The sequence below is a fragment of the Shimia gijangensis genome, from assembly GCF_900142085.1.
Classification (GTDB): Bacteria; Pseudomonadota; Alphaproteobacteria; order Rhodobacterales; family Rhodobacteraceae; genus Shimia; species Shimia gijangensis.
This window is the reverse complement of the sequence record NZ_FQZQ01000005.1, coordinates 82,641-95,643: the sequence shown is the minus strand read 5'-3', so window position 1 is coordinate 95,643 and position 13,003 is coordinate 82,641. Positions and strand designations below refer to the sequence as shown.

11 protein-coding genes are annotated in these 13,003 nt (G+C 56.4%); 7 read left to right on the top strand and 4 right to left on the bottom strand.

Features of this window, described 5'->3' with window-relative positions; translation table 11 throughout:
• Positions 1–5 precede the first annotated feature (5 nt).
• The 4 genes from BUC32_RS06080 (at position 6) to BUC32_RS06065 (ending at position 3,799) form a co-directional block, all read left to right on the top strand.
• Positions 6–1,283 (top strand): aspartate aminotransferase family protein, encoded by a 1,278-nt coding sequence (locus BUC32_RS06080; protein WP_073250702.1) that lies wholly within the window; start codon positions 6–8, stop codon positions 1,281–1,283.
• Between the two features lie 134 nt (positions 1,284–1,417).
• Positions 1,418–2,233, top strand: coding sequence for an ABC transporter substrate-binding protein (locus BUC32_RS06075; RefSeq protein ID WP_073250700.1), 816 nt, complete (start codon positions 1,418–1,420; stop codon positions 2,231–2,233).
• 1 nt (position 2,234) lies between these two features.
• Positions 2,235–3,068, top strand: a complete 834-nt coding sequence (locus BUC32_RS06070) for an amino acid ABC transporter permease (protein ID WP_073250698.1) — start codon at positions 2,235–2,237, stop codon at positions 3,066–3,068.
• Entirely contained in the window at positions 3,068–3,799 is a 732-nt protein-coding gene (locus tag BUC32_RS06065; protein WP_073250696.1) for an amino acid ABC transporter ATP-binding protein, read from the top strand. Before BUC32_RS06070 ends, BUC32_RS06065 begins: the two co-directional genes overlap by 1 nt.
• Before the next feature lie 21 nt (positions 3,800–3,820).
• On the opposite strand, the gene pta is transcribed toward BUC32_RS06065, so the two are convergent.
• From pta to BUC32_RS06045, 4 genes are all read right to left on the bottom strand, one after another.
• Positions 3,821–4,819, bottom strand: coding sequence for a phosphate acetyltransferase (gene pta, locus BUC32_RS06060; protein WP_073250694.1), 999 nt, complete (start codon positions 4,817–4,819; stop codon positions 3,821–3,823).
• Between the two features lie 15 nt (positions 4,820–4,834).
• On the bottom strand, positions 4,835–5,866 hold the full coding sequence (locus BUC32_RS06055; RefSeq protein WP_073250692.1) for a YeiH family protein: 1,032 nt from the start codon (positions 5,864–5,866) through the stop codon (positions 4,835–4,837).
• A 98-nt stretch (positions 5,867–5,964) separates the two neighbouring features.
• A complete protein-coding gene (gene xsc / locus BUC32_RS06050) occupies positions 5,965–7,740 on the bottom strand; it encodes a sulfoacetaldehyde acetyltransferase (protein WP_073250690.1) in 1,776 nt (591 codons plus the stop codon).
• A 117-nt stretch (positions 7,741–7,857) separates the two neighbouring features.
• On the bottom strand, positions 7,858–9,474 hold the full coding sequence (locus BUC32_RS06045) for a GMC family oxidoreductase (RefSeq protein ID WP_073250689.1): 1,617 nt from the start codon (positions 9,472–9,474) through the stop codon (positions 7,858–7,860).
• A gap of 129 nt (positions 9,475–9,603) precedes the next feature.
• Here BUC32_RS06045 and BUC32_RS06040 point away from each other — a divergent pair, with 129 nt between their 5' ends.
• From BUC32_RS06040 to BUC32_RS06030, 3 genes are all read left to right on the top strand, one after another.
• The gene (locus BUC32_RS06040) at positions 9,604–10,836 is read left to right on the top strand and encodes a TRAP transporter substrate-binding protein (protein ID WP_073250687.1); all 1,233 of its coding nucleotides are present in this window, start codon (positions 9,604–9,606) and stop codon (positions 10,834–10,836) included.
• 99 nt (positions 10,837–10,935) lie between these two features.
• Positions 10,936–11,601 carry a TRAP transporter small permease gene (locus tag BUC32_RS06035; RefSeq protein WP_073250685.1) on the top strand — a complete coding sequence of 222 codons (666 nt, stop codon included), beginning with the start codon at positions 10,936–10,938 and terminating at the stop codon, positions 11,599–11,601.
• Positions 11,602–11,611: 10 nt separating this feature from the next.
• The gene (locus BUC32_RS06030) at positions 11,612–12,973 is read left to right on the top strand and encodes a TRAP transporter large permease (RefSeq protein ID WP_073250682.1); all 1,362 of its coding nucleotides are present in this window, start codon (positions 11,612–11,614) and stop codon (positions 12,971–12,973) included.
• The last annotated feature ends 30 nt before the right edge of the window (positions 12,974–13,003 follow it).

The window sequence follows — 13,003 nt, the reverse complement described above, 5'->3', positions numbered from 1 at the left end:
GCGTCATGCAGAAGATTGGCACTCAGGACGAATGGATCACCCGCGCCCGCGAGGTTCTGCCTGCGGGCGGGTTCGGCAATTTTGACCCCGGCATCATCATTGCACAGGGGCAGGGCAGCCGCGTGTGGGACGAAGATGGCATTGAGTATGTCGACTACCTGATTGGGTCAGGGCCAATGTTGTTGGGGCATGGGCATCCGGAAGTGATGGAAGCGGTGCTGCAGCAGCTGCCCAAAGGTATGACGTTTTTTGCCAACAATACCAAAGGAATAGAGCTGGCCGAGGCGATCTGCGCGGCGGTGCCCTGTTGTGAACAGGTGCGGTTTGTCGCTTCGGGCGGCGAGGCGGATATGTACGCGATCCGGCTGGCGCGCGCCTTTACGGGGCGTGACAAAATTCTGAAGTTTGAAGGCGGCTATCACGGCATGAGCGCCGAGGCACAGATGAGCCTTGCGCCAGAACGGCAGGTGAATTTCCCGCAGGCCGTTCCTGACAGCGCGGGCATTCCGCAGGGAGTCGCCGATCAGATGGTGATCGCGCCGTTCAATGACCTTGAGGCGGTGGCGTCTTTGATGGATGAACACCCCGATATCGCAGCCATCATCGTGGAACCCCTGCAGCGGATCATCCCCGCAGTGCCGGGTTTTCTGGAGGGTTTGCGGGCGTTGTGTGACAAACACGGGGTGTTGTTGATCTTTGACGAGATTGTCACCGGATTTCGGCTGGCTTATGGCGGCGCGCAGGAACGCTATGGTGTGGTGCCGGACATTTGCACGCTGGGTAAAATCATTGGCGGCGGATTTCCTTTGGCGGCCCTTGGCGCAAGTGCCGAGATCATGCAGCATTTTGACAAGGGCCGTGTGGGTGCTGACAAATGGCTGATGCAGCTGGGCACGTTGTCGGGCAATCCGGTGGCTTCGGCGGCGGGTTTGAAAACCATGGAGGTTCTGCGCCGGGACGGGGCCTATGACAGGTTGCGCGCACTGGGCCGCCGATTGCAGGATATGCAAAGCAATGCCTTATCAAAGGCTGGCATTGCGCATCAGATTTGCGGAGACCTTACTTTGTTTGACATTTTCTTCACCGATCAGGCTTGTGTCGATTACCGCAGTGCCAAACACCAGTCTCCCGAAAGAAACGTGATTTATAACAACGTGTTGCGCCGCAATGGCGTATTCAAATCACCGGGCAAGATGTATCCGTCTTTGGCGTTGGTTGACGAAGACCTTTCCTTGACTGAGGCGGCGGTGTCCCGCGCGGTTACGGCCCTATTACAAAGCTGAGGGTCTCAGCGGTGCGAGGCGTGGCAATTCGCAACGCCTTTTTCTTCAGCGAACGGTGCAAGCGCTCTGGACTCTTTGGGTGTGCTATTCATAACGTTGAGCAGAAGTTTTTCACCGGATAAAGGACCTGAGGGATGTCAAAAAGAGTATCACTGGCAGCAATTGCACTGGCCGTTTCGACGACCGCAGCCATGGCGGGAAGCCATTGTGCGGATGGAAAAACCCTAACCGATGGCAAGTTGACTATCGCCACCGGCAACCCGGCCTATTACCCTTGGGTCATGGACAACGCCCCAGAAAGCGGCAATGGATTTGAACCTGCCGTGGCCTATGCTGTTGCCTCAAAGATGGGGTTCGAAGCTGCAGACGTGATCTGGGTGCGGTCGTCGTTTGACGAGGCCATTCAACCCGGTCCCAAAAGCTTTGACTTCAACATGCAGCAATTTTCGATCACCGAAGCGCGTGAAAAAGTCGTAGATTTTTCAGTCCCTTACTACTCGGCCCCGATGGCGGTCATGGTGGCCGCCAACGCGGCAGAAACTGAGGCTTCGGTCGAAGCATTGCGTGATCTGATCTGGGGTGGCGTGGGTACAACCACGGCCGTGCCAATGCTGACAGCGATCATTCAGCCCAACAAAGATCCGATGCTTTACGCTGATACTGCGGATGTCGCAGCAGCGATGCAGGCGGGACAGATTGATGCGGCCATGTTCGATTTGCCGACGGCGCTGTATCTCAGCGCGGTGGTTGTGGAAGGCTCTAAACTTTTGGGTCAGTTCCCGGCAGATCGCACGGAAAACCCTGACCAGTTCGGCATGTTGATGGAAGAAGGCAATCCGCTGAAGGCTTGTGTCAATGAGGCGATCAATGCGCTTGCCGAAAGCGGTGAACTGGCCGGAATCGAGGCCGAGTGGCTGCAGGAAACCACCGGCGTGCCGCTGATTGACTAATATGAAAAAGGATGACGCGGCGGGGAAAACCCGCCGCCAGATTTACGAAGAGAAGTTACGGCGCCGGTCTTTGCTCATTGCAGGGACCAGCACTGTTTTTGCTTTTCTTGCGGTTGTTGTTCTGGTGCCTCTGGCCCCCGGTTGGGAAAAGGTTAAGGCCAGTTTTTTCAACAGAGAAGTGTTTGTTGAGACCTTTCCAAAACTGCTCGACGCTTTCCTGATTGATGTGATGATCTTTGTGTGGTGCGCCCCGGCGATCACAGCCTTGGGGTTGTTGATTGCGCTTGCCCGGGACGTTCAAAGCCCGGCGTTGTTCCCATTGCGCATCTTTGGGGCATTTTACACGGATATATTCCGTGGCGTGCCGGTGGTTTTGACGGTTTACCTGATTGGGTTTGGCATTCCGGGTCTGGGCCTGCCGAGACCGTTCAATTCCCCCTATATCTGGGGGTCTTTGGCGTTGATCCTGACCTATTCGGCCTATGTCGCCGAGATTTTTCGTTCGGGGATTGAGGCGGTGCACAAAAGCCAGCGTTCGGCAGCACAGTCTTTGGGGCTGACGGACGGTGACACCATGCGATTTGTGATCCTGCCTCAGGCCATTCGCCAGGTGATCCCATCACAGATGAACATGTTTATCGCCCTGCAAAAAGACGTGGCTTTGCTGAGCTTTATTGGCCCGGTTGAGATTTTCCGTCAGGCAGGGGTGTTCAAATCTCTGATGGCGAATTTCACCCCCTATGTGGGGGCTGCGCTGATCTTTTTGGCCGTCACTGTGCCGGCGACACGTTATGCCGATTACCTTTTGGCCAAACAGAACAAGGAGCGCAGCTGATGGCGAAGCTTTCTTTGCGCGGTGTGGTCAAACGGTTTGGCGAAAACACGGTCTGCGATGGCATTGATCTGGAGGTCGAAGAGGGACAGATGGTCTGCCTGATTGGCGCATCCGGAGCGGGGAAGTCGACAGTATTGCGCTGTGTGAACCTGCTTGAGCCGATTGAAGACGGCGAAATTTTTCTGGACGGCGTTGATATTTCTGTGCCGGGGCTGAACCCTCAGCCGGTCCGCCGCAGAATCGGAATGGTGTTCCAGAGTTACAATCTGTTCCCGCATATGACGGCGATGGAAAACGTGATGCTGGCGCCACGACGGGTGTATGGCAAATCCCGGGAAGAGCTGAGACCTGAAATCGCCGAGTTGTTTACACGGTTCGGATTGGCCGACCGGATGGAGCATTACCCCGATCAGCTGTCTGGTGGCCAACAACAGCGTGTTGCGATTGTGCGCGCGTTGGCGATGAAGCCCGAAGTGATGCTGTTTGACGAGATCACCTCGGCGCTTGATCCGCAGTTGGTCGGAGAGGTGCTGGATGTGCTTCGTTTGCTGAAAGAATCCGGCATGACAATGGTTCTGGCCACCCATGAGATGGGGTTCGCCCGCGAGGCCGCGGACAAAGTGTGTTTCCTGAAAGATGGCCGCATCCTTGAAGAAGGATCACCCGAGACCTTGTTCGGCGCGCCAAAACATCCCGAGACCAAAGAGTTTCTGGCGCGATCCTTGAAGTGATGCGGCTGTTGGGCTTGGGGGTTACCCTTGGGCCTGCGCCGCAGTCACTGCGATCATATGTACGATGTCTTTGGCCGAGCAGCCCCGCGACAGATCGTTGGCGGGTTTGGCGAGGCCCTGAAGGATCGGGCCAATCGCGGTAGCACCGCCGATGCGCTGGGCGATTTTGTAGGCGATGTTGCCGCTGTCCAGATTGGGAAACACAAAGATGTTGGCGTCTCCTTTCAGCGGGGATGTGGCGGCCTTGGCGGCGGCCACCGAGGGCACAAAAGCCGCATCAAACTGCAATTCCCCGTCAATCATCACCTCGGGCGCGGCTTCTTGAGCGAGGGCTGTGGCCTCAGCAACCTTGTCGACGGCAGGGTGTGCCGCACTGCCTTTGGTTGAAAACGACAGCATCGCGACTTTGGGCTCTGCGCCAAGAAGCGCCGCATAAGAGGCTGCCGAGGCAACCGCGATGGCGGCCATCTCGCTGGCGTTGGGATCAACCACAAGCCCACAATCGGCAAACACAACCGCGTCCTGTTTTGGGTGATGCGGTTGATCCATGATCATTAGAAAAAAGCTTGAGATCAGTCGCGAGCCGGGTTTGGACCCGATCACCTGAATGGCGGCACGCACAATGTCGGCAGTTGTCGTGATCGCCCCGCCAACAGTGCCATCGGCATAGCCTTTACGCACCAAAAGAGCCGCATAAACATGCGGTTGTGCAACCGCTCTCAGGGCATGTTCAAGCGACACGCCTTTGTGCTTGCGCAACTCGTAAAACTCCAACGCCAACTCATCAAGATAGGGCGAGGTCGCCGGGTCATGGATCTCGATGCTCTCGGCGAGTTCGGTCTGGGCCAGCGAAAACTGCAACCGCACGGTGACGTCATCGCCCACCAGAATGATCCGGGCCAGCCCCAGGCGATCGGCCTCGATCGCGGCCTCTACGACGCGCGGATCGGTGCCTTCGCTCAGCACGATGGTTTTTTGCGCCCGGGCCGCTTTGTGATGCAGGTTCTCCAAAGGTGTCATGTTAGCAGTTCCTCTTTAGTGGCCCAAAAGGGCGACCCCGATCAGCACAAATACGGCGATGAAGATGGTTTCAAACACGATCAGCAAAATCGCCTGGCCACCAACGTCCAGAATGCGTTTGAGCGAGGTCTTCATACCCACCGCAGCGATAGACACCAAAAGCGCCCAACGCGACAGGCTCGACATGGCATCAACCACAACAGCCGGGATCAGGCCCATGGAGTTCAGGGTCGCGAAAATCAAAAAGCCGATGACAAATGTCGGCAGGATAGGGGGGCGTTTGGCGCCTTTGTCTTCGTCAGACATATGGCTGCGCACCATGATCGAAATCACCAGCACCACAGGGGCGAGCATGGCCACCCGGATCAGTTTCACCAATGTGGCCACTTCGCCGGTCTGGTCGGAGACAGAAAAGCCCGCGCCCACAACCTGCGCCACATCATGGATTGTACCGCCAAGGAAAACGCCGGACACTTCGTCATTGAAATCAAAGACTTCGGTCAGCATTGGGTAGACAATCATCGCCAATGTCGACAGCACGGTCACCGACAGAACTGTAAAAATCAGGTTGCGTTCAGAGTGTTCGTTTTTGGGCAGCACAGCGGAAATGGCCATCGCGGCCGAGGCCCCGCAGATCGCGACCGAGCCACCGGTCAACAGACCAAAACGCCAGCCGCGTCCCAAAAGGCGGGCACCGGCAAGGCCAAACAGGATCGTCGCAACGACGCCCAGTACAACAACCGCAATCAGCTTTGGGCCAAGACCAATCATCAACTCGACACTGATCCGGGCACCCAGAAGGGCGACGCCCAGCCGCAGAACAGTGCGGGCGGTAAATTCGATGCCCGGCTTGCAGACACCTTCTTCGGCCAGAAAGTGAAAGGCAATGCCCAGCAACAGGGCCATCAGCATGGCCGGAGCACCATAGTGTTCAGACAGGAATTGTGCAGCGGCGGCCACCACGACGGACACCAGGAACCCCTGTCCGTTGGTCTTGAAAAAGTCGTTGAGACCGGCCAGTGAGTATTTTGATGCTGTTGCCTGCATGGGGCGTACCTTTGTTTTTGTTGCGCTCCCCCAGAGGGAAGAATGAAACGGGGAGAGCGCAGGAAACCGGGGCGTTGCCGCCCCGGCGAGGAAAGTGTTTAGGCAGACCGCTTGCGCATGTCAGCCGCATTGATACCCGCCACAGAGACAGGTTTCTTCATGGCATCACGACGGAAGGGCTCACCCAGTTCCTGATTGAGCAGGATTTCAATGAAGGTGGTTTTGCCCTCTTTCATCTGACGGGTGACAGCCTTGTCCAGCTCGTCTGTCAGCTCTTCCATGGTGGTCACGGCGATGCCTTCGACGCCGCAAGCGCGCGCGATGCCAGCATAGCTGACTTCGGTGGACAGTTCAGTGCCGACAAAGTTGTCTTCGAACCAGAGCGTGGTGTTACGCTTTTCCGCACCCCACTGGTAGTTGCGGAAGATCACCATAGTGACCGCAGGCCAGTCGTCACGGTTGACCGACACCATTTCGTTCATCGAGATACCGAAAGCACCGTCTCCGGCAAAGCCGACCACTGGTGTGTCTGGGCAGGCGATTTTCGCGCCACAGATCGCCGGAAAGCCGTAACCACAAGGGCCAAACAGGCCCGGAGCGAGATATTTGCGAGTGTCGTCAAAGGTTGGGTAGGCGTTGCCGATCGCACAGTTGTTGCCGATGTCGGACGAGATGATCGCATCCTTGGGCAGAGCCGACTGGATTGCGCGCCACGCCATGCGGGGGCTCATCTTTTGTGGTTCACGACCCCGCGCACGTTCGTTCCAGGTTGTGCCCGGATCGTCGTCTTCGTGATCCATCGACGTCAGTTCCTGCGCCCATGCCGATTTGGTGGTGGCGATACGCTCTTTGCGTTCCTGACGACCGGCGTCTCCGGCAGTTTCGGACAGTTGCGCCAGAATGCCCTGGGCCACTTTCTTGGCGTCACCAACGATGCCGACCGAAACTGGTTTGGTCAGGCCAATGCGGTCTGGGTTAATGTCGACCTGAATGATTTTCGCATCCGCAGGCCAGTAGTCAATGCCATAGCCGGGCAGGGTTGAGAATGGGTTCAGACGAGTGCCCAAAGCCAGAACAACGTCGGCTTTCGAAATCAACTCCATACCCGCCTTGGAACCGTTGTAACCCAAGGGGCCTGCGAACAGGGGATGCGAGCCGGGGAAAGCGTCATTGTGCTGATAGCCCACGCAGACAGGTGCATCCAGACGTTCGGCCAGTGCTTTGGCGTCGTCGATGGCGTCTGCCAGAACCACACCAGCGCCGTTCAGAATGACAGGGTTTTTCGCGCCTGACAAAAGTTTGGCGGCTTCGGCCACGGCCTGTTCACCACCCGAGGGGCGTTCAAATTCAACCACGGCAGGCAGGTCGATGTCGATGACTTGGGTCCAGTAGTCGCGCGGGATGTTAATCTGGGCCGGTGCGCTGGCGCGTTTGGCTTGCAGGATCACACGGTTGAGGACTTCGGCCATCCGCGAGGGATCGCGGACCTCTTCCTGATAAGCGACCATGTCTTCCAGAAGCGCCATTTGCTCGACTTCCTGAAAGCCGCCTTGGCCAATGGTTTTGTTGGCCGCTTGGGGCGTCACAACCAACAGCGGTGTGTGGTTCCAATAGGCGGTCTTGATTGGCGTGACGAGGCTGGTGATGCCGGGGCCGTTTTGGGCAACCATCATCGACATGTTGCCAGAGGCGCGGGTGAACCCGTCGGCCATCATGCCTGCGTTACATTCGTGGGCACAGTCAAAGAATTTGATGCCAGCAGCTGGGAACAGATCAGAAATCGGCATCATGGCCGATCCGATAATCCCAAAAGCGTTATCGATACCGTGCATTTGCAGCACTTTTACAAAGGCTTCTTCGGTGGTCATTTTCATGGGTTTAAGTCTCCGAAACCCCACGTGCGGTGGGATGGTTAAAGGAACGCATAAAAGCGTGGGGAAATAGGGGTAGGGCCACTCACACGGCCCTGTTAAGTCCAATGTGGAACGTGGTCAGATTGGGTGGGCGCGATCCTCGATCATCAGGTCGCTGGCCTTCTCGCCGATCATGATGGCAGGGGCATTGGTATTGCCGCTGACGATCTCGGGCATGATCGCACAATCGGCGACACGCAAGCCGCGAATACCATGCACGCGCAGGCGAGAATCGACCACGGTATTTGGGCCCTGGCCCATCTTGCAGGTGCCTGTAGGATGGTAGATCGACGACGAATAGTTGCGCGCCCAGTCCAGCGTGCCTTCGTAGTCGTCCATATCGAGATCTTTGGTGGGGCGGAATTCTTCCGAGATTTTGGACGCCAGAGGTGCGTGGCGCGCAATCTTGCGAGCGATTTTGACGCCTTCGACGATGGTGCGGCAATCAAGATCGGTCGACAGATAATTGGGATGAATCTTAATCTTGTCACGCGGATCAGAACTGGCAAGGCGTAGCTCGCCGCGGCTTTCGGGGCGCAACTGACACACCGACATGGTAAAGGCCGAATAGGGGTGCACGCCCTCGCCCGGAGAATCCGCGGACCACGGTTGGACGTGGAACTGAATATCAGGCGTTTCCACATGGGGTCCGGTTTTCATGAACCCAACCGCGAGACTTGCGGCCATGGTCATCGGGCCTGCGCGAAACATGGCGTATTTGGCGGCGATCTTGGCCTGATTCAACAGGCTGCGGACTTCGTCGTTCAGGGTCGGTTCATTGCATTTGAAGACCAAACGCGCCTGCAGGTGATCCTGCATGTTTTTGCCGACAGCGGGCAAGTCGGCGACCACGTCAATGCCATGTTCTTTCAGCTGCTCGGCCTCGCCAATACCAGACATCATCAGGATTTGGGGGGACCCAAGTGCGCCAGAGGACAGGACCACTTCGCGCGTGCATTGTACGATCTGTTCTTTGCCCGACCCGTCCAGATAAGCCACGCCGGTGGCGCGCCCGTCTGCGATCACAACGCGATTTACCAAGGCCTTGGTGATAATCTCGAGGTTGGGGCGTTTGCGGGCGGGGTTAAGAAAGGCCACTGCAGAGGAACAGCGGCGACCATTGCGGGTGGTCAGTTGGAAATAGCCAACGCCCTCTTGCTCGGACCCGTTGTAGTCGGGGTTATAGGGATAGCCTGCGGCCTGAGCGGCGGCGACCCATGCGTCACAGATCGGGCGTTGCAGGCGCATGTTAGACACAGACAATTCGCCGTCGGTGCCGTGATAGTCATCCGCGCCGCGTTCTTGCTGTTCTGAGCGTTTGAACAGAGGCAGAACATCGTCCCAGCCCCAGCCTTCATTGCCCATCTGACGCCAGCGATCATAGTCTGCCTGATGCCCACGTACATAAAGAAGGCCGTTCAAAGAAGAAGAGCCGCCAAGCACTTTACCGCGGGGCCAATCAATCGCGCGGCCGTTCAATCCGGGATCGGGCTCGGTCCGGTAGCACCAGTCCACCGACGGGTTGTGCATCGTTTTGAAATACCCAACCGGCACGTGGATCCACGGGTTCCAGTCTCGCGGTCCAGCCTCAAGCAGAATCACCTTCACGGTGGGGTCCTTGCTCAGGCGATTCGCCAAAACGCATCCGGCTGAGCCGCCACCCACGACGATGTAATCGGCCTTTTTTTCCTGCATTTTCTGGTTCCTCCGCGAAACATTATTGCGTCGTTGCAAGTTTTCCTTGCGTCAACAGCAATAAGTCATTAAAAATGATACTGCAAGTCTCAAAAATTGAATTATTTGAACAACACGGAGGAGAAGTTCATGAAAGTTACGGACAAGCTCAGCGGGATTTCCCGCCGCGACCTTTTTAGGCTCGCAGGGCGTTATGGTATGTCGTCTACGCTGCTGGCAGCGGGATCTTTGGGGGGAATGGTGTCACTGCCGTCGCTCGCTGCGGCAGCCGAATCGACCTACGACAAGCGCTTTAAGAAAGAGGCCAAATTCACCCTGAAGTTTGGCGCATCTGGTTTTAACGCCCGTAACCTGCTCATTGAGCGGGCCGGAGCATTGGAATTCGCCCGCGATCTGGAATCACGTACAGATGGTGAAATCCGCGTGGAGTTCATCGGCGACAATCAGATATGTGGTCAGCTGTCTTGTGTTGAGAAAACACAGAACGGCATTATCGACATCTATGCAGCATCGACCCAGAACTCAGCAGGCGGCGCGCCCTATCTGAACGTTCTGGACTATGCTTATGTGTTCCCGGGCCGGGCGTCGCAGTATCACTTCCTCTATAGTCCTGAATCGAACGCGATTCTGCGTGACCCGCTTGAAAAGCGTCACGGGTTGAAGTTCCTGTTCAGCCACTGCGAACTGCGCGGCCTGCAAATGGGATCAACTTTCCAGGACAAACCGACAGTAACCAAACTTGAAGAGCTGTTTGGTACAAAGAACCGTGTGACGGGCACTCAGTTGGGTCGCATTGCGATGCAGCTTTTGAACCTGAACCCTGTTCCAGTTGCGTGGGAAGAAACCCTTGATGGTCTGAAAACCGGCCTGATTGATGGTGCTGAAACATGGGCCTCGGCGGTTGGTTACGCCAACATGTCGCCAGTTGTGTCTCAGTCTGTTGACCTGAAATTCTTCTGCGGCACCGAGCACACGTCGATGTCGTCCAAAGTGTTTGATAGCCTTGGAGGTGATCTTCAGGACGCTGTGATGGAATCGTCCTATCTCGCGCAGGTTCACGTGCAAGCCGCGAACGAGGCCGCCTTGGTCAAAACCGTTGGTTTCTCGGATCCGGTGATGCCGGGCACATTGTTTGACGAACATAACGTACGCCCTGCATTCCTTGCGGATGACCAGATCAAGATGGCCGAAGAAATGTGTTCACCTGAGCATAACCCAGAGCCTTGGGCACAATGGCGTGACCGCATCAACAAATGGGCAGGCGGTCTTGACACCTATTCAGAACTGCACCGGGTCGCGCGCGAAGTGCCTGCAGATATGAAGCCTGAAAACGTGGAGCCCCGCCGCTGGTGGAAAGCTTAATCACGTTTTGAACCGGCGGCGGGGGGACACGCCTCGCCGCCGTTTTTCTATGCAAACTTTAGAAGTTCGATACTGTCGGTCTCAGGGAGGAGACGGATCATGACTATTGCAAACGAAATCGCAGAGGTGTTCAGCGCCGTTCTATCGAACGATGCCTGGATGATCAGCGAGTCCCTGAAGACCAACGCCGCTTGGGTATTGGGGGCAATTGTGACGTTTCTTGGTGGGGCCCTTTTCCTCGTCGTGTATCACTATGTTCCCTGGATCGAGCGCAAATTTGAATCCACGGTGATGGTGTCGACCTATCTGTTGATCGGCGCGATCATTTTTGTCGAAGTGTTCCGGCGGTTTGTCTTGAATGTGCAGGCCCCGTGGTCAACCACATTGCCACCTTTTTTGTTCCTGATTATGACCTGGGCGGGCTGTGCCTATAACGTCAAGCTGCGCACGCATTTGTCGTTTGCAGAGTTTCGAATGAACATGCCGCGCCCGTTGCAGTTTGCCTGTTTGACGCTGGACACAGTTCTTTGGCTGGTCTTTTCGTGGATTGTCATTGTGACATCGACACAAGTGGCGGCAAATTCGGCTGCCAACTTTCAGATCATGCTGGGCACCGACAATATCCTGCAGTGGTGGTTCCTTGTTTCAGTTCCGCTGAGCTTCATTCTGATCGCAGCAAGAGCCATGGAAAATTGGCTTTTGGACCTGAAAAACCTGCGTGAAGGTAACACTCTGATCGCGCCAGTCGCCATCGGCGCAGATTGAGGAAAAGATCATGACTGACGGAAACTGGACCACTCTTATTTCAATTGGCGTGACCATGCTGTTTATGCTTGGCGTGCCTGTCTTCCTTGTGATCGGCTATTGGGTCATCGGCATGAGCCTTGTGCTTGGCTTGCCTCTCATCAACACCGGTTCGGCGCTGGCGGATGTGTTTACGGATGGCTTTGCCCTGCTGGCAATGCCGCTGTTCATCCTGACCGGAGACCTTATCAACCGTTCCGGGATTGCCAAACGCTTGTCGGACTTTGCTTATGCCTGCCTTGGTTGGCTGCGCGGCGGTCTGGCGATGGCCAGCCTAGGGGCGTGCGGGTTGTTCGCCGCGATCTCGGGCTCAAACTCGGCTACCACGGCGACCATTGGCTCAATGCTGCATCCCGAAATGGTCAAAGGCGGTTATGATGAGCGCTTCTCGGCAGCTACCGCTGCGGCGGGCGGCACGGTCGGGATCATTATCCCGCCCTCTATCATCTTCATTGTCTATGGCTTCTTGTTGAACCTGCCGATCTCTGAACTGTTCGTCGCGGGGATTATTCCGGGCACCATGATGGTGGGCGCGATGATGCTGGTGGCCTTTGTCATCTGCACCATCAACGGCTGGGGCTATCTGATCAAGCTGGAGTTCAACCGCGTGTTCAAAACCGCGGTTGGCGCGTGGCTCGGCTTTTTTGCCATCGGTCTGGTGCTTTGGGGCATTTACACCGGCAAGTTCTCACCGACTGAGGCGGCGGGTGTGACCGTGGGGTTCTGTATCATCGTCGGCTTTTTCAGCCTGCCCATTCACAAGATGATGGGCTCACCCTCGGAAGACAATGATTTCCGCGAACGCAGTGTGGCTGAATATCTGGTTGTTCAAGGCTTTAGCCCGCGTGAGCTGCCGTCGATCACCATGCGCTCAGCGCAGATTGCAGGCATTCTGGCTCCGCTGATTGCAGTGTCTGTTGTGATGCAACAGATCCTGTCGGTTCTGGGTGCGCAAGCCATCATCGGTGACTTTGTGCGCGGCATGGGGGGGTACTATGCGGTGCTGTTCACATCGATGGCGATTGTGTTTGTCGCTGGTATGGTTCTTGAAAGCCTTCCTGTGACGATCATCCTTGCGCCCATTCTGGCCCCGATTGCGCATTCGGTTGGCGTTGAGCCGGTGCAGTTTGGGGTGATCTTCCTTGTTGGGGCTTCGATCGGCTTTATTACGCCGCCCTATGGGCTCAACCTGTATGTCGCCTCAGGGGTGACGGGCGTGCCGTATTTCAGGCTTTTGCGATACACTGTGCCCTATTTGTTCGCCCTGCTGACAGTATGGATCATTGTCGCATTGGTACCTGCGCTCTCGACGATCCTGATCCCATCAGGGTAAGAAGGGGAAACACAGCGTTAATCCGAGGCA